Origin of the sequence: Treponema sp., assembly GCF_024696245.1 — a bacterium.
GTDB lineage: Bacteria > Spirochaetota > Spirochaetia > Treponematales > Treponemataceae > Treponema_D.
This window is the reverse complement of record NZ_JAILGZ010000150.1, coordinates 1-18,673: the sequence shown is the minus strand read 5'-3', so window position 1 is coordinate 18,673 and position 18,673 is coordinate 1. Positions and strand designations below refer to the sequence as shown.

Here is an 18,673-nt window from a genome sequence, read left to right as displayed (position 1 = left end):
CTGATGGAAAAAAGTCTTATTCTGGTTAATACATTTAAGAAAGACGCAGACCGCATTGCCGGTGACATAAAGACCTATCTTGAGTCAAAGGGACTTAAGGCAGATTTGTATGCCTATGACGGAAAGGATGCCCATACAAGGAATCTTCCCGTAGATTTTTCCGGCTATGATTTTGCAGTTACCCTTGGAGGTGACGGAACAGTACTTTTTGCAGCCAGGGAATGTGCCCTTTATGGAATACCTGTTTTCCCTGTTAATCTTGGGGAATTTGGTTTTCTTGCAGGGGTTCAGAAGGATATGTGGCAGAAAGAACTGGAAGAATACCTTAGTGGAAAGTCTCTTATAAGCGAGAGAAACCTTCTTGAATCAGAAGTATTAAGGGGCGGACGTTCAGTTTTTAAAAGCCGCTGTATGAATGATACTGTAATTTCTGGTACAACTGCTTCCGGTCTTGTTAATCTTGAAGTTGCCTACAACAGGGCTCTTTTAGGTTCATTTAAATCTACCGGAGTTATTGTTTCTACAGCCACCGGTTCGACAGCATATTCAGCAGCTGCAGGGGGGCCTATTGTAGAACCTTCCCTTAATGCAGTTGTACTTACACCTATAAGTTCTTTCAGTCTGTCTGCAAGGCCTCTGGTTTTAGGGCCGGAAGGTGAAATTGCCATGAGGGTTCTGCCTTCAAGGGTAGATATAGTACTTGTGGCAGACGGTCAGATTGATTTTCCATTACAAACTGGTGATGTAATAATTTCTGGTATTTCAAAATATAAGGCACGGATAATTGGTTCCACCCAGGAAAAATTCTACAGTGCCCTTCAAAGTAAGCTAAACTGGTCCGGAGGTCCCCGTGCTTGAAGAACTTGATATAAAAAATTTTGCCCTGATAGACAGTGCTCATGTAGATTTTAATAAAGGTTTTACTGTTTTAAGCGGCGAAACAGGTGCAGGTAAGTCCATTCTCATAGGCAGCCTTGCTTTTCTTTTAGGAGGAAAGGCGGGTCTTGAGCAGATCAGGACAGGCTGTCACGAAGCTCAGGTAAGCGGAAGCTTTTTACTTGAAGAAAAAAAAGGAAGTCTGGAAAGTGCCTGGGACTGGCTTGAAGAGCATGGTATAGAAGCTGATGAGGGACGTATTCTTTTACGCCGCCTTGTAAGGGATACAGGCAAAACTTCCGCCTGGATTGGTGGAGTTCCGGTTACAAAGGCAGATCTGGCAGATTTTGCAACTTATCTTGTAGATCTTCACGGTCAGCATGAACAGCAGTCCCTTATGAAGGTAAGTCAGCACCGCCGTTATCTTGATATTTATGCAGATATAGTTCCTCAGGTTCAGGCATTTACAGGACTTTATAACCGGCTTGTAGAAAAAAGGGAAATTCTTTCTTCCATGAATACAAATGAAGCAGAAAGGGAAGCAAGAATCGATATGCTGAACTTTGCCGTAACGGAAATAGAAGAAGCCCGTCTTAAAGAAGGAGAAGATGAACAGCTGTCTGCAGAAGAAAGTCGTCTTTCTTCTTATGAAAAGCTTTATTCAGATATAGAAGAAATTACTTCAATGCTTGAAGGTGAAGATGGCAGTGGAATTCTTTCTATATATAAGAGGCTCAGGGGCAGTTCTTCCCATGCACTTTCCCTTGATCCGGAACTGCAGAACCTTAATGAAAGGGTAGAGAACTCTTATTACGAAGCAGAAGATATAGCCAGGGAATTCCGCAGGTATAAGAATGAACTGGTTTTTGACCCGGAACGTCTTGCAGAAGTACAGGACCGTCTTGAGCTGATTAATAAACTTAAGAAAAAGTATGTATCCGGCATTAATTCTACTGTGGCAGATGTAAATGAATATGCCCGTAAGGCCAGGGATGAACTGGAAAAGCTTACAGGGCAGGGTAATGATAAATCTTCTCTGGAAAAAGAAATCGCACAGCTTGAAAAAGAGGTGTATACTGAAGCAAAGGCAATAAGTGTCAGAAGACAGGAAGCTTCAAGTAAAATGTCCGGGGCAGTAGAAGCAATTCTCTGTAAGCTGGGTATGAAGGATACCAGATTTAAGGTTAACCTTACAGAAAAGGAAGGCAGCCTTGTAGAGCAGAAGTGTGGTCCTTATGGAATTGATAATATTGAATTCCTTATAAGCGCCAATCCGGGCAGCCCTATGCTTCCTCTTGCACGTATAGCTTCCGGCGGTGAACTTAGCCGTGTAATGCTGGCCCTTAAAACCATACTTTCTGCTGCAGATACAGCAGGAACCCTTATTTTTGACGAAATTGATACAGGTATTGGCGGAGAAGTTGCAGTAGCTGTAGGTGAACATATGAAAAAACTTGCTTCAGAACTGCAGGTTCTTTGTATAACTCATCTTGCCAGTATTGCAGTTTATGCCGATAATCAGATTAAGATAAAGAAGGGTGTTGAAGGAAATTCTACTGCAACTTCTGTATTTCCTGTGGAAGGCGAGGACAGGGTTAAGGAAATAGCCCGTATGCTTTCTGGAGATTCAAGTTCCGGGGAATCCCTTGACCATGCAAGAGCCATGCTGCAGAAATTCGGAGGATTTTAATGGCAAATATCACTCAGGAAAGCCGTGAAGACTTTGCAGATAAAGCAAAGCCGGTTAAAGCTAAAATCGAAGAGTCCCTTAAAAAAGAAAAGGATATTCTTACTGTCATGAAGCGTGATTCAGGCGGTGTTGAATATAAAAAGCTTCTTCTTTGTGAAGAGATGATTTATGTAGCTACCCTGTATATTTCCATTAACAGTCTGTCTGTCACTATTCTGGAAACAAAGAATAATGATGCCCTTAATGATGCAAGAAAAATGATTTATAAGGCAGTTATTTACCTTGAAGAAGTAGTATCCAATGTAGTTGACTGCCCATACAGCGAAATTGAACCTAAACTTCAGACTATCAGCAATACTCCTTTAGAAAAGCGCTTTTATCTTGTACGAAAGCTGGGGCTTGTGACCCAGATGCTGGTAGATGCCTTTGGAGATAATTCCAAGTGGAAATGGTCTTTTGTTGAACTCAGGGGAAGGTTTGCCGTTGTTGCTAAAAACCTTCTTGATATGAAGCAGGCTGCAAAAGATTATTATGATCCCCGCAGTTCTGATTATGAAGATACTGTAAAATACATCAGGCTTTTAAAGAAGATTCTGGACAGAAGTGCATCAGAATACCGTGACCGTTATGAACTTTCTACAAGACGTATTGACGATATGCGTATGGCCATAAACTTCCTTATTGCTTTACGCCGTATAGCCATGATTCTTGGTGAAAAGGAAGATTCAGAAGAAATCCGTAAAAAGGCTGTTGTATGGAAAGAAAAAATGGAAAATGACCAGAAGACAGGTGCCAGCCGCTAATGAAAAAAGAATTCGCCCTAAAGATATTTGAAGCTTTCTCTATTGAACGATGGACAGATCTTGTCCGCCCTTTTGAAGTTGTAGAAATGGATAAGGAAGCAGAAAAAATGGTTGTTGCTTATATTATTGCAAAATATGAGGAAAACCGGGGTGTTAAAATTGACTGGGAATGGATGATTTATGCATCTGTATTCCATCTTCTGCGCAAAATTCAGCTTTGTGACATTAAGGCTCCTGTTCAGACCCTTATAAAGCAGAATTTTCCTGAAGAATATGTAAAGCTTAATCACTGGGTTTTAGAGCAGTACCGGCCTTATATTGATGATGAAGATCTTTACAATCGTTTTTCTACCTATATAGAGAGTCTTGGGGGAAACTGCATCCTTACTGAAGAACAGAAAGCTGCCCTTCATATTTTTAAGGCTGCCCACCGTTATTCAACTTTACGGGAACTGGAGATGATAAGTCCTGTAAATGAAAGTGACAGAATGGAAAAAATCCGCCGTGAACTTAATGCCCAGCTTCAGGGCTTTCTTGATTTGCGGGGCCTGCAGCTTCTTATGACTAAACAAAAGCCCTATGAATTCCTTATGCGTATAGAACAGCTCAGGTTTCAGACCAGGTGGAATCAGACTCCAAGAGTTCCTGCTACATCTGTTTTGGGACACTGTTTTTTTGTTGCAGTCCTTACCCTGCTTTTTTTAAGGGAAGCTCCTGTAAAAATGTGTTCAAGAAGAATCTACAATAATTTTTTCAGTGCCCTTTTTCATGACCTGCCGGAAAGCGTTACCAGGGATATTATTTCTCCTGTTAAACAGGCCACTGACGGGCTGCCTGAAATCGTAAAGAAAATAGAGGATCAGATTGTAGCTTCTGACCTTGTTCCACTTATGGAAGATTTTTATAAGGATGAGATTCTTTATTTTACAAGTGATGAATTTGAGAACAGGGTTATTTTTGATGACAAGGCTTTTGCCGTTTCCTTTGAAAAGCTTAATGCAGACTATAACTATGATGAATTTGAACCTGTTGACGGAAAACTTGTAAGGCTGGCTGATCATTATTCAGCTCTTTTAGAGGCAGACGTTTCAATTCACCATGGAATTACAAGCCGTCATCTTGAAGACGGAAGGACTAACCTTATAAAAAGTTATGGTCCGGGAAGGGTAATTAACGGCATAGATGCTGCTTCTTTATTTTCTGAATTCCTTGAATAAAAAAAATATTCTCTTTTTTTAATAGATTCTTACCCTGAATTTTTATTTTATCTTTGTCCCAATTATTGTAATAATTGCCTCTTTAAACTATAATCTCCAAAGCTATAAAGCTTTTTTTTGGAGGAATTATGACAATAGCACAAATGCTTGAGCAAAGCGGAATACTTACTCTGCTTGGTATGTGTGTCGTATTCGGCTTCCTTATTATTATGATTGGAGCAATGACTCTTCTTCATGCTTTTATTAAGGCATGTCATCTTGATAAGGTTTCTGATAAAAAAGACACATCGTCTTCATCTGGAACAGCACCTGTGGCCAGTGCCCAGGATAATGGTGCAGTTATTGCAGCAATTGCCGCTGCTGTACACGAAAAAGAATCGGTATAAAATCAAAATAATATAAAAGGGGTTTATTTTTATGGCAAAAGTTGGAATTTCAGAACTTGCAATCCGTGACGCTCATCAGTCGCTTCATGCAACACGTATGACTACGGCAGATATGCTTCCTGCATGTCCGATGCTTGATAAAATCGGTTATAAATTTATCGAAGGATGGGGTGGAGCTACTTATGACTCTTGTATCCGCTTCCTTAACGAAGATCCTTGGGAACGCCTCCGCAAACTTCATGCAGCACTTCCTAACAACAAGATTATGATGCTTCTCCGTGGTCAGAACCTTCTTGGTTACCGCCACTATGCAGATGATGTTGTTGATAAGTTCGTAGAAACAGCTGCTAAAAACGGTATTGATGTATTCAGAATTTTTGATGCATGTAACGATCCACGTAACCTTGAAAGAGCTACAAAAGCTGCAAAAAAGACAGGAAAGCATGTTCAGATGGCTATTTCTTATGCCGTAACTCCTTTCCATACAATCGAAAAATATGCAGAACTTGCAAAAACATATGCTGAATTTGGTGCAGATTCAATCTGTATTAAGGATATGTCTGGTCTTCTTAAGCCTTATGATGCTTATGAACTTGTAAAGGCAGTAAAGAAGGCTTGTGACCTTCCTGTAGAAATCCATACTCACTCAACAACAGGTCTTTCTGTTGCTACTGAACTTAAGGCTGTAGAAGCTGGTGCAGATATTCTTGATACTGCAATTTCTTCTATGTCTATGGGTACTTCACATTCACCTACAGAAACTATCGTAGAAATGCTTAAGGGGTCAGAATTCGATACTGAACTTGACGTAAAGGCACTTCTTGAAATCGCAGCTTACTTCCGCGAAGTACGCAAGCACTATGCTTCACTTGAATCTAAGTTCCTTGGTGCTGATACACGTATTCTTCTTTCACAGGTTCCAGGCGGTATGCTTTCTAACCTTGAATCACAGCTCAAGCAGCAGGGTGCAGCAGACAAGATGGATGCCGTACTTGCTGAACTTCCACTTGTTCACAAGGACATTGGTTATGTTCCTCTTGTAACACCTACATCACAGATTGTAGGAACACAGGCTGTATTTAACGTACTCTTTGGTCGTTATGAAAGAATGACAGGTGAATTCCGTGACCTCCTGGTTGGAAAATACGGTAAGCTCCCTGCAGAACCAAATGCTGACCTTGTAAAGAAGGCTCTTGAACTTAACAAGATGGATGCTGTAATTACATGCCGTCCAGCTGATAATATTGCTCCTGAATGGGACAAAATGGTAGAAGAATCAAAGCAGAATGGTGGTGACGGTTCTGTAGAAGATGCTCTTACTTATGCAATGTTCCCTAAAGTAGCTCCTAAGTTCTTTGCAGAACGCAAGAATGGTCCTGTTGATGCAGAAAAGACATTCGGCCTTAAAGAAGCTCCAAAAGCTGCTGCTTCTTCTAACGGCGGTTCATATACAATCACTGTTAATGGTTCTTCTTACGCAGTTACTTCTGACGGAAAGGGCAACATTAACGTTAACGGTACTCCTTATGCAGTTGCATTTGGTGCAGCCGGTGCAGCTCCAGCTCAGGCAGCAGCTGCCGCTCCTGTAGTAACAGGTGGTGTTGACGTTAAGGCACCTGTAGCAGGAACTCTCCTTAAGCAGTGCTTTGCTAACGGAACAAAAGTAAACAAGGGAGACACTGTTATCATCATTGAATCAATGAAGATGGAACTTGAAGTTAAGGCTACTGAAGCAGGTACAATTACATACTCTGTTGCTACAGGAAGCCAGATTCAGAACGGTCAGGTTCTTGCTTCTATCGGTGGCGTTGCTGCTGCTCCTGCACCTGCTGCAGCTCCAGTATCAGCACCAGCTGCTGCTCCAGCTCCAGCTGCTGCACCAGTATCTGCCGGTGGAACAAAAGTAAATGCACCAGTTGCAGGTGTTTATCTTAGAAATGCAGTTAATGAAGGAACTTCAGTAAAGAAGGGTGACAATATCGTAATCATTGAATCAATGAAGATGGAACTTGAAATCAAGGCTCCATGTGACGGTAAAGTTCATTTCCTTGCTACTGCAGGAACTCAGATTGCCAATGGACAGCCAGTTGCTGAAATTCAGTAATTGTGGGACTACATTTATAGGAAGTAAAGATGCCTTTTTCAAAGACTGAAAATAATAAAAAAATTGCATTCATAATGATTGCAATCATGGCAGTTGCAGGAATCATGGGAATCATGAAGACTGCACTTACAAAAGATGTTATTTCTTCAGACAGTAATCTTGTACTTGCTCAGTCAGATGAAGTAAAGACAGATGCTGCTGCAGAAAAAGATAATACTGGTATGGACCGTGTTATTCCTGGAACAGAAAACTGGAATGGAAAGCATGATATCCGTCCTGCTTCATTCCTTAAGAATCTCTGGGAAACTACAGGTATCTATCAGATGATTCACTCAAAGGGTCAGACTGCTGCAGCTGAAGAAGCTGTAGAAGTAGAAAAGGAAGATCCTTTTGCAGGTAAAAAAGCTCCTGGATATCAGTATCTTATAATGATTGCCATCGGCTTTCTTATCATTTACCTTGGTGCAGGAAGAGGTTTTGAACCACTTCTTCTTATCCCAATCGGATTTGGTACAGTACTTGTAAATATTCCTGGTGCAAACATGGGGCTTCCACCTGATGGTATGCTCAGCATCATTTACAATGCCGGTGTAGGAAACGAATTCTTCCCTATGCTTATCTTTATGGGAATTGGAGCAATGACTGACTTTGGTCCTCTTATTGCTAACCCTAAGATGGCTCTTCTTGGTGGTGCTGCACAGTTTGGTGTATTCTTTACATTGTTCGGTGTATCACTTCTTAACCTTATTCCTGGAGTATTTGACTATAATATTCTTCAGGCAAGTGCAATTGCCATTATCGGTGGTGCAGATGGTCCTACATCAATTTATGTTAGTGCCAAGCTTGCTCCTGAACTTATGGCTGTAATTGCAGTTGCTGCTTATTCTTACATGGCCCTCGTTCCAATGATTCAGCCTCCTATTATGAAGGCCCTTACAACTAAAAAGGAACGTATGATTCATATGGATCAGCTTCGTCCTGTAAGCAAGGCAGAGAAGGTTCTCTTCCCAATGATGCTTATTGTTCTTACAATGCTTCTTCTTCCATCTGCTGCTCCACTTATCGGTATGCTTGCATTCGGTAACTTCGTTAAGCAGTGTGGTGTTGTAGAACGCCTTTCTAAGACTATGGAAAATGAAATGATGAATATCGTTTCTATCCTTCTTTCACTTGGTGTAGGAAGCCAGATGACTCCGGAAAAGATTATTAATGGTAAGTCATTCGGTATTATTATTCTTGGTCTTGTTGCATTCTGTGTTGCAAGTGCTACAGGTGTTCTTATGGCTAAGCTTATGAACGTATTCCTTCCAAAGGGAAAGAAAATCAATCCACTTATTGGTAGTGCAGGTGTTAGTGCCGTTCCAATGGCTGCCCGCGTTTCAAATAAAGTAGGACTTGAATACGATCCTTCAAACTTCCTTCTGATGAATGCTATGGGACCAAATGTTTCTGGTGTTATCGGAACAGCAATTGCAGCAGGTGTATTCATCGCTACATTTGCAAAATAATAAAAGATTACTGCCGGGCTTGTAAAAGTCTGGCAATATCCTTAAGAGCCCGTGCATTTTTTTGTACGGGCTTTTTTTTTAGCTGAATCTTGTAAAGATCTCCTTCCCTGGCATTTGAACTGCAGCTAAAAATGGAAATGCTGCAGGAGTGAGTAAGAATACACTTTTTTAAATAACTTCTGATGTAGAAAATTTATGATAGTTTTTAAATGATGGGGCAGGTTTAAGGGTTTACTCCATGCCCGTATAAAATATAAAAGATTGATATAAGTTTACGCTGGTCTTAAATATTATACACATTCCTTAATAAACCCTTAATAAAATATAAATATAAGTATATACTATTAGAAAAGCCTTCGGGAGATTGAGGATTACGAATGAAAAAGATTAACAGACTGATTCTGCTTACATTCCTTGCAGTTGCTTCATTGAACTGCTTTGCAAAAGATAAGGACTATTATATCAGACGGTATCAGAATGAATCTCGGGCAGTAAGCAACCTGGCCCTGCTTTATGGTGAAGATTCAGAATTTAAGGAAGCACTTGAAAAAAAATATATCGATGTTAACTACAGGTATAAGGGGGGCGTAACTTTATTTTTCAAGGCTCTTGAAGAATATAATTATGAACCAGATACATTCCTGAAACTTGCAGATTATCTTGTTAAGAACGGAGCGGACATTAATGCAGCCTCTGACAGCGGAAGTACGCCCCTTCTTTATGCAGTTTCCCACATCGGAAATAAAAATGACATCCGCATCATTGAATATCTTTTGAAAAACAAAGCCGACGTAAAGGTTAAGGACAATGAAAATGATACTGTTCTTTTTGAACTTTGCAGGAACAAGGACGTTGACCTGAATCTTGTAACAAAAATCATTAAGGCAGGAGCTCCCGTAAATACTTTCCGGGATGATACATTTACACCTTTGACCTATGCTCTTTATAACGAGAATGTTCCTCTAACAAAGCTCCTTGTGGAAAACGGAGCTGACGTTAACCGTATGGATGGAGATGGAAGATATCCCCTGAATGAGGCCTGTTCAATTGGCGACCTGTCCCTGGTAAAGCTTATGGTATCAAAAGGTGCAGACGTTACTTTTGCAGACGATAAATATAAATATACACCGCTGCATCTGGCAATCCGCTCAGACACAGAAGACAGCCTGAAGCTTGTGAAGTTCCTTGTTGAAAAGGGTGCTGATGTAAATGCTGTAACAAAAAGCGGCTATACCCCCATTATCTATGCAGGACAGAACTGGACCAGCGGTCCTGAAATCATCAAGTATCTTGCTGACAATAAGGCAGATGTGAATGCATCTGCAAATGATGGTTACAATGTGGGCATGTCCTGTGCTGTTCTCCTTGACCTTGACTGCTATAAATTCCTTGATAAAAAGGGATTCAACTTTAATTCCCGGGATGAAGAAGGAATGACTCCTCTTTTATATTTTGTTACTATTGTTACATGTAAAAACAGGGACGAAATCTTCTATTATTCCAGGATAATGGAAAAGGAAAAGGAAATTGCTGAAATAATAAAATTCCTTTCAACAAAGAGTGACATAAATTTTTTCGGGAACGACAGGGAGACTCCACTTCATATTGCATGCTCAAGCCTTATGGATTACACGAAAATTATTGAAGCCCTTGTTCAGAACGGCGCAAACGTTAATGCCAGGGGACGCTACGGACAGACTCCTGTATTCAACTGCCGTAAGCATCCCGGAATGATTAAGTTCCTCATTGATGCCGGTACAGATCTTTCCCTTCGGGATGAATACGACCTGACCTGTCTTGATGAATGCGAAAAAGATGTAAAGTTTAATCCTGAAATTTCAGCCTCCATAGAATTATTGAAGGCAAGCATAAAGGAAGACAAGGAATATTCTTTTGTTGAACTTGTTGAATACAACTATACCGACAGGGCTGTAGAAATGCTCAAGAAGGGAATTCCTTCTGGATTTGATGATTATGATTCAAGCGGATACACGCCATTGTACTATGCAGTTTTCAACAAAAACCTGAAGCTTGCAAAAATGATTCTTGATAAAGGTGCTGACATAAACAAAAGGCAGAAAAAAGATGACGTTACCGTTCTTTATCTTGCAGCAGAGAAGCTGAACCTTGAAATGGTCCAGCTTCTCCTTAAGTACGAGCCTGACCTTTCAATGATGTTCAAGGACAGGACAAACGAAACCGTTCTTTCCATGTGTGCATGGAAGTACAATTCATACGATGTGGTTAAGGCTCTTCTTGAAGCAGGAGCAGATCCTGACGCTAAGCTTAATGATGAAGGATTGACCATTACGGCAGACCTCTGCAGAGGCGGGGAGGAAGATATAATCCAGCTCCTGATTGAATACGGCGGAGATCCTTTTGCCACACAGACATCTTATATACGTTCTATTCAGCGGTATGAAACTTTTTCAATTATAAGAAAATACTTTCCGGATGGAAGCATTGATTATGACAAAAAATGTGCGGTGTACAACGGGCTTATAAAGAAATATAAAAACAAGACCTTGAGGGCAACGGAAAATTTAAGGATTCGTTCCAGCAGTGACAGGCAGAGTACTACCATTACGGCAATCAGGAAAGGTACCAGAGTTAAGGTCCTCGATGCAGAAAACATGGAAATAATTGACGGCATTCATTCCTGCTGGGTTAAGGTTGAAATCCTCTCGGGAAGCGTTGACAGCGAAGAAAAAAGGATTCCTAAGGGAACAATCGGCTGGTGTTTTCTTGGTTATCTTGAAATGGAAAAATAGCTGAATTTCAGTTGAGGTTTACCCCCTTTACTTTTGGTTTTGTAAAAGGGGTATATAACACTTTAGTGGTGTTTAAGCTATGTGATTTATTATCTATTTGTTGAGAATCTGTCTTGAACGTTCAAGGGCAAGATTAATGTTTTCACAGATATTTTCCCGGCCTAATTTATCTGCCATTCCTGTTTTTTCACAGAGCATGTAAGGCTGGGTATGAATACCGGAAAGAACGATTGTTATTCCCTTTCTGTCACAGGCCGCTTTTGCCTGTTCAAGGGCTTTAATTCCGCCGGCGTCAAGATAAATTGTTTTTCTCATTCTTAAGATAAGGACTTTATAAGAAACACCTGCATTTTCCATTGCAACTTCAAACTTTCTTACTGTTCCAAAGAAAAGAGGTCCGTCAATTTCGTAAACAACTGCACCTTCAGGAATATCAAGTTTTTCTTCCGGCATATCTGCAGAGGCAGAAATACCACCTGTAAGGGTTTCCCTGTTGTTCTGAACTTCTGACAGGTCAATCATTTTCTTAATAAAGAAGAAGGCTGCAAATCCCAGTCCTACTTCAATTGCTACTGTAAGGTCAATAAATACTGTAATAAGGAAAGTTACTGTAAATACACAGATGTCTGATTTCTGACCTTTAAGAAGGGCATTTATAGCAGGAAAGCCTGCCATGTTCCATGCAACATTAACAAGAACTGCGGCAAGGGCAGCCATAGGAATAAGGGATGCGTATTTTCCTGCAAATAAAAGAATTACAAGAAGGGTAAGGGCATGAATGATTCCGGCTACAGGAGTACGGCCGCCATTTTTAATGTTTGTAGCTGTACGGGCAATAGCACCTGTTGCAGGGATTCCACCAAATAATGGAGAAACAATATTTGCAATTCCCTGGCCGATAAGTTCTGTGTCAGAGTCATGTTTGTCTCCGGTCATACCGTCAGCTACAGCTGCCGAAAGAAGGGATTCAATGGCTGCAAGAACTGCAATTGAAACTGCTGTAGGGAAAAGTGAAGTAATTGTCTTTATACCAAAATCCGGAAGGCTGGGTTTTGGAAGTGATGTAGGAATTGCTCCGATAGTAGCTGTTTTAAGTCCGTGTTTAGCAAGGATTACGCTTACTACAGTAGTTACAATAATTACAATAAGGGAGCCAGGGATTTTTTTAATAAAGCGGTTCCATATAAAAAGGAAGGCAAGGCTTGATGCAGCCATGATAAATGAATACCAGTCAATTGTATTGAAGAATTTTCCAAAGGCAATCATTTTTGGAAGAAAGTCTCCAGGCATTTTGGTGTAGCTTTCTCCAAGAATTGTTACAGGATTTGCTTCACTGATGGCAACTGTAAGTCCAAAGAAACTTCCTATCTGGCCACCGGCAATTGTTACTGCAATACCGGCTGTAAATCCAGTTACGATTGTATATGGAATGAATTTTACAAGACCGCCCATTTTGAAAACGCCAAGGAGAATAAGAAGAATTCCTGCAAGGACTGTTGCTGTTGCAAGACCGGACATACCGTATTTTGCAAATATTCCGTAAACGATTACAGTAAAGGCTCCTGTAGGGCCGCCAATCTGTACCGTACTTCCACCAAAGGCAGAAATACAGAAGCCTGCTATGATTGCAGTAAATATACCGGCTGCAGCTGTTACTCCGCTTGCAACCCCAAAGGCAATTGCCAGTGGCAATGCAACTATTCCTACAATAATACCGGCTGTAAAATCGCTGGCAAATTTTGATGCTGAATAGTTTTTTAAAGAACTGATGATTTGTGGTTTAAACATAATCCTCTCCAATGTTTTAACGCTGTCTATAATGCTATTTTTATCGAGTTTTTACAATATAAGCATATAAGCTATAATTTTCATGACAAAAAGTATTTATTGGGATAGAATGGACAAAATGAATTTTGATGAGTACGCATTAGGTGCATATAAAAAAAACAGTTCACCAGACAGTGGTAATAAATTCAGTTTTAACCAGGAAAAAGAAAATAAAGTAGAAAGTATTTCTTCTCAAATCAGGCGCAATGCAGAAGGGGGACATGAACCTCTTATTCACCGGGCAATTTTTGAAAAAATAAATACAAAGCTTGATTCCTTTATGGCAAAGAAAAAGGCTGATGAAAAGACCAGGGCTGATTCAGAAATGGCTGCAAAGACCGGAGTCTGGTTTGAAGAAAAAAAATCCGTTAACAGTCAGGATGTAAAGGAAGCTGCAGATGTTTTGATTTCCGGAGGCCTTATAAAAGTTCCGGAAGAAGAAAGTCCTGAAAAAAAAATTCAGGGAGACAGTCTTTACCGCAGGGTTGCAAAGTTTCTTATTATTATTGGCCTTGATGAAGCTGCAAAAATCCTGCCTCATCTTACAGAAGAGCAGACAGAAAAAATAATTCCTGAACTTGCTTCAATAAGAAGTGTAAGTCCGGAAGAAAGTCAGGAAATCCTTAAGGAATTTAACAGCCTTTTAGAAAAATCCCGGGAAGAGGGTGGCGTTGACACAGCCAGGGCCATGCTTACAAAAGCCTACGGAAGTAAAAAGGCAGAAGAAGTTTTAAATAAAAGCATAGGCAATATCAGACAGAATCCCTTTGATTTTTTAAGTGATGCAGACGGAGACAGAATATCACTTTTAATTCAGGGAGAAAGCATTGGAGTACAGGCTCTTGTTCTTTCCCAGCTTGAAGCAAAAAAAGCAGCTGCAGTAATTAACAGTATGGATAAGGCAAGCAAGTCCCAGATTATTCTAAGACTGGCAAAAATGGAAAGTGTATCTCCTGATGTACTTGAACAGATTTCAAAAAGCCTCAGGCAGAAAATGCTTACCCAGAATACAGAAAATTCAGAAAATCTTGATGGAAGAAGTGTTCTTGCAGAAATCCTTAAACGCATGAGTCCGGATAAGGAAACAAATATTCTTGAAGGTATAAGTGAATCTAATCCTGTTTTAGCCATGGATCTCAGGGACAGGCTTTTTACCCAGGATGATATTGTTAATGCCGACGACCGCTTTATTCAGGATAAACTTCATGTAATGAATGAAAGCGAAATTGCCCTTTTAATTCACGGTAAGAGTGAAGACTTCCGTAATAAAATATTAAATAATGTTTCTAAAAACAGAAAGTCAGTTATTCTTACGGAAGAAAGTCTTATGCAGGTTTTCTTAAAGTCAGACGTAGAAAAAATTTCTTCAAAATTCTTTTCTGAACTTAGAAGGGCCTGGGAAAATGGTCAGCTGCGTATTAAGGGCAGGGATGACTGGCAGTATGTTGAATAGGAGTTGTTAATGAAAAAAGGTCAGGTATATAAGGGATTTGAAGTTCTTGATGTAAAAAGAATTCCTGATTGTAAGTCCACAGGAATTTATCTTAAGCATAAAGAATCAGGAATGGAAGTTTTTCATTTATTAAATAAGGATCCTGAAAATTTATTTTCATTTACCTTTAATACACCTCCTTCAAATTCAACTGGAGTAGCTCACGTTATTGAACACAGCGTATTGTGCGGTTCAAAAAAATATCCATTAAAAGATCCTTTTATTCAGCTTTCAAAACAGAGTATAAATACTTATTTAAATGCCTATACTTCAGTGGACAGAACAGTATATCCTGCAAGTTCAGTAGAGAAAGCTGATTATTATAATCTTATGTCTGTTTATGCAGATGCAGTGTTTTTTCCTTTATTAAAAAAAGAAATATTCAGTCAGGAATGCTGCCGCCTTGAATATGACAATAAAAATAAGCCTTCCCTTCAGGGTGTTGTTTATAATGAAATGAAGGGTGTTTTTTCAAGTCTTTATTATCTTGCAAATAAAGCTGATTGTAATTCTTTAAGTAAAGATTCCTGCTATGGCTATGTGTCAGGTGGTGATCCTCTGGAAATTCCAAATCTTACTTATAAGGAATTTAAAGCCTTTCATAAAAAATATTACTGTACTGCAAACTGCAGGGTTTTTCTTTACGGTGATATAGCAACAGAGGAACAGCTGGATTTCCTTAATGAAAATATAATTGCTAAATGTAAGTCCTGGGGAAAACCTGCCGTAATTGATTTTGAAAGCCCGGAAGATGAGCCTGAACATTATGTAGAAGCTTATGGCCCCTGTGAAGAAAAGGAAGACAGTAAATGTGTGGTCGACCTTAACTGGAAGGTTCCTGCAAAAGAGACAAAAAAAGACATTTCACTTATGAATATTGAACTGCTCTTTTTAATCAATACTCTCTGGCGTAATGATTCAACTCCGGTTGGAAAAGCCCTTCGTAAATCTGGTCTGGGTGCTGAATTAAGTCCTAACATAGGCTGTACCCTGGCCAGACTGGATCCTGTTATTACTGTGGGAATGGCAGGAGTAGAAAAAGAAAAGGCTGAAGAAATCAGAAAGGTTGTAATTGCAGAACTGGAAAGAATTGTAAGGGAAGGACTTACAGAAGATGAAATAGAAACATCCTTAATGGATTTTGAATTTATGAACAGGGAAATTGTAAGGATGGGTGGCCCTTATTCCATGGTTTATATGCGTCAGGCTTTAAGAAGCTGGTGTTATGGAGATAAACCATGGAAGATTATTTTATTTTCTCAGGCTCTTGAAAAGTTAAAAAAGAGGATAAAGGAAGATCCTTCCTATATAAACCAGATTATTAAAAAGTATCTCCTTGATAATCCTTTATGGACATTAGTCACAACTATACCTGATCCTGACTGGAATAAAAAAAGGGAAGAAGATGAACAAAAGATTATACAGAAAATAATCAGCAAGTCTTCTCCGGAAGAATTAAAAGCTCTTGTAGAAGAGATGCATGATTTTCAGAATAAAGAAGAATCAGCTTCTAAGCTTAACTGTATTCCTCATCTTAAAGCATCTGATCTGAAAAAAAAGTATAATTTCATTAAAACTTCAAGGCTTTCTTTATCAGGCATTCCCCTTTTACTTAATAATGAAAATACAAACGGCATTACTTACGTAAGGATTCTTTTTCCGGCTGATGTACTAAAAGCAGAAGATTATTTGTATCTTCCTGTTTTCTGCAGTCTTGTTACAAAATGCGGATGGAAAGGCCTGTCCTGGGATCAGGGGGTTTTAAAAATTCAGAAGGTTACAGGAAGTTTCAGCTGTTATATTAAATCCTCTGATGTTGCAAAAAAATGTCAGGACTATGTAAAGGAAAATCCTCTGGAAGCCGGAAGGGAATGGATTGTTTTCTCATTCAATTATTTAAATGAGTATGAAGAAAAAGTTTTTGCCCTTTTGGAAGATTTTTTTAACAAAGTAGATTTTAAGGATCTGGACAGAATCAGGACTTCTATAAAAGCCATGTATTCTGCGGCTGCTTCTCAGTTGTCTGCTTCTTCTTATGGATATATTTCTACAAGAGCCTGCAGCAGGTCATCAAGAAACGGAGCCGTGTCAGAGCTTATAGACGGTTACAGTCAGATTCTTGCCCTTAAAAAAATGAATTCCATGCCGGTAAAAAAAATTGCCCGCAAATTAAGAAAGATTTTTGCTCAGGTAAAAAAAGGTGGCAGCCTTATTCAGGTTATTGGAGAAAAAGAGAGTCTGGATGGAGCAAAAGTCAGGCTTTCTTCCTTTATTGATAAGGTTCATCTTTGTCCACTTAAAGCAAAAAGAAAGATTCCTGTAGAAAAATTTTATTCCCTTACAGATTTGAATGATGTAAAGGATGTTCAGGTAATTAATAAACATAATCCTGATTTTGATGAAGTTTTTATTATTACCGGCGGAGTAGGTTATGCAGCTCATATTGTAAAAAATTCCGGCTGGGATACTAAGGAATTTATGGAAGATGAGCTTTATTCTCATTATCTTGAAAATACTGATCTCTGGCAGAGGGTTCGTACAGAAGGTGGAGCCTATGGTGTTTCCATGTCAGTAAGCGGAGACAGGGAAGCTACTTTGTTTGCTACTTACAGGGATCCAAAGCCTTTTGATTCCGTAGATACCTGCCTGGATATAATTAAGAATTTTGATGAAAATAACCTGGACAGGGATGTGGTAGAAAAGTCAGTAATAGGTCTTTATTCTTACATGATTACTCCTGATACTCCGGAAATAAAGGGAAGCAGGGCCCTTACCAGGGAACTTTATGGTCATACAAACGAAGATAATAAAAGATATATCGACAGACTTTTTGAATTGACTGTAGATGATATGAAGGAATCAATAGCCAGGTATAAAAAGGCAAAAAAAGAAGGAAAAACCGTTATAGCAGCCCCACAAAGCTTTATAACGGAAGATATTAAAAAAAGGTGTGGAAAAATTATCATTTTGACCTTATAATTAAAGTTATGTATTGAAAGGAGATAATTATGGATAAAAGAACTAAAATTTTAGTTGAATTATTGAAGCAGCTTGTATCAAATCTTCAGGGCGCTCCTTATCCTGGAGAAGATTTTGAACCTGAATTATATAAAATATGGTATGAACATTGTCAGAAAAGTGCAGTAGATTGTTTTGAATATCTTGAAGCAAATTTTCAGGACGAAAAAAAAGAGTTTTCAAAATCTTTAGATAAAATGTTTAAATAACCGTAATAAATCTGCCGAAAAACAATAAGAGTAGTTACAGCTAGTTCATTGTTTTTGGGTGGATTTATATATGGATGTAAAGAAAATCAGGCGTAACAGCCGCTACATGCTGAAAGGTTCTTTGCGTAAGGCAGGTTTTGACTGCTGGAGACTTATAACTTGCGGAATAAGCCGTAAGACAGGAGAAGAGAAGACTTTCTATATTGAATATTATGTAGTGAATCCGGCCTTATCTCCTGATGAAGTTATTCTTGGGTTTAAAAATAGATTTTCAGGTAATGAGGCAGACCTTCAGTATGCTCTTGCCGGTACGGAATCTGCAAAGACTTTTACTACAGAAAACCTTGTACAGCCTTCTTTTGTTATGGTAAAGGCCGGTATTCTTTCTAAGGGTGGAAGTCAGATAAATAATTATTATCCTTTCAGTCAGTTAAAAATTAATGATGCAAATTTTATTCTCAGTGTAGGTCCGGAAGAAAGACCGGAATGCGTTCTTTCTGATGATTATTCAGTAGGAAGGGTCGCAGTAACAAAAGATGAACTTCTTCATAAGCCTGAGTATTTAGGCAATGCAGGCTGGATGGAATGGAACCTTAGGTTTGATCAGAAAATTGAATTCCAGAAAAATTATTCTTCAAAAGATGTTAACTGGGCAGCCTTTGGTGCAAAAACAGATTTTAATGGTGAAATAATCTTTAACGGGGAAGAATACGTTGTAGCTTCCAAAAAAAGTTTCGGTTATTTTGATAAGACCTGGGGAAAGGCTTTTGTA

Annotated in this window: 13 protein-coding genes; 12 read left to right on the top strand and 1 reads right to left on the bottom strand. The window is 39.2% G+C overall.

The genetic code is table 11. The annotated features are described in order from the left end of the window. Positions 1–3: 3 nt before the first annotated feature. From K6D58_RS10590 to K6D58_RS10555, 8 genes are all read left to right on the top strand, one after another. Positions 4–858, top strand: a complete 855-nt coding sequence (locus tag K6D58_RS10590; protein ID WP_296830476.1) for an NAD(+)/NADH kinase — start codon at positions 4–6, stop codon at positions 856–858. Next, positions 851–2,566 (top strand): DNA repair protein RecN, encoded by a 1,716-nt coding sequence (gene recN, locus K6D58_RS10585; protein ID WP_296830474.1) that lies wholly within the window; start codon positions 851–853, stop codon positions 2,564–2,566. Before K6D58_RS10590 ends, recN begins: the two co-directional genes overlap by 8 nt. After that, positions 2,566–3,369, top strand: coding sequence for a hypothetical protein (locus tag K6D58_RS10580; protein WP_296830472.1), 804 nt, complete (start codon positions 2,566–2,568; stop codon positions 3,367–3,369). Before recN ends, K6D58_RS10580 begins: the two co-directional genes overlap by 1 nt. Continuing rightward, entirely contained in the window at positions 3,369–4,586 is a 1,218-nt protein-coding gene (locus tag K6D58_RS10575) for an HD domain-containing protein (protein WP_296830470.1), read from the top strand. Before K6D58_RS10580 ends, K6D58_RS10575 begins: the two co-directional genes overlap by 1 nt. Positions 4,587–4,714: 128 nt before the next feature. Next, positions 4,715–4,972, top strand: coding sequence for an OadG family protein (locus tag K6D58_RS10570; RefSeq protein ID WP_296830468.1), 258 nt, complete (start codon positions 4,715–4,717; stop codon positions 4,970–4,972). A 31-nt stretch (positions 4,973–5,003) separates the two neighbouring features. Continuing rightward, positions 5,004–7,076: a sodium-extruding oxaloacetate decarboxylase subunit alpha gene (gene oadA, locus K6D58_RS10565; RefSeq protein WP_296830466.1), complete on the top strand. Its 2,073-nt coding sequence runs from the start codon at positions 5,004–5,006 to the stop codon at positions 7,074–7,076. A gap of 29 nt (positions 7,077–7,105) precedes the next feature. Further along, positions 7,106–8,584, top strand: coding sequence for a sodium ion-translocating decarboxylase subunit beta (locus K6D58_RS10560; protein WP_296830464.1), 1,479 nt, complete (start codon positions 7,106–7,108; stop codon positions 8,582–8,584). 377 nt (positions 8,585–8,961) lie between these two features. Continuing rightward, positions 8,962–11,355 (top strand): ankyrin repeat domain-containing protein, encoded by a 2,394-nt coding sequence (locus tag K6D58_RS10555; protein ID WP_296830462.1) that lies wholly within the window; start codon positions 8,962–8,964, stop codon positions 11,353–11,355. 93 nt (positions 11,356–11,448) lie between these two features. On the opposite strand, the gene K6D58_RS10550 is transcribed toward K6D58_RS10555, so the two are convergent. Beyond that, positions 11,449–13,143, bottom strand: a complete 1,695-nt coding sequence (locus K6D58_RS10550; RefSeq protein WP_296830460.1) for a SulP family inorganic anion transporter — start codon at positions 13,141–13,143, stop codon at positions 11,449–11,451. A gap of 118 nt (positions 13,144–13,261) precedes the next feature. Here K6D58_RS10550 and K6D58_RS10545 point away from each other — a divergent pair, with 118 nt between their 5' ends. The 4 genes from K6D58_RS10545 to K6D58_RS10530 form a co-directional block, all read left to right on the top strand. Next, positions 13,262–14,635 carry a flagellar motor switch protein FliG gene (locus K6D58_RS10545; RefSeq protein WP_296830458.1) on the top strand — a complete coding sequence of 458 codons (1,374 nt, stop codon included), beginning with the start codon at positions 13,262–13,264 and terminating at the stop codon, positions 14,633–14,635. A 9-nt stretch (positions 14,636–14,644) separates the two neighbouring features. Further along, complete coding sequence (locus K6D58_RS10540; RefSeq protein WP_296830456.1) at positions 14,645–17,653, top strand: insulinase family protein; 3,009 nt, start codon at positions 14,645–14,647, stop codon at positions 17,651–17,653. 29 nt (positions 17,654–17,682) lie between these two features. Continuing rightward, positions 17,683–17,901: a hypothetical protein gene (locus K6D58_RS10535; RefSeq protein ID WP_296830454.1), complete on the top strand. Its 219-nt coding sequence runs from the start codon at positions 17,683–17,685 to the stop codon at positions 17,899–17,901. A gap of 70 nt (positions 17,902–17,971) precedes the next feature. Beyond that, positions 17,972–18,673: hypothetical protein (locus K6D58_RS10530; protein WP_296830453.1), on the top strand; the 702-nt coding region annotated here is incomplete at its 3' end.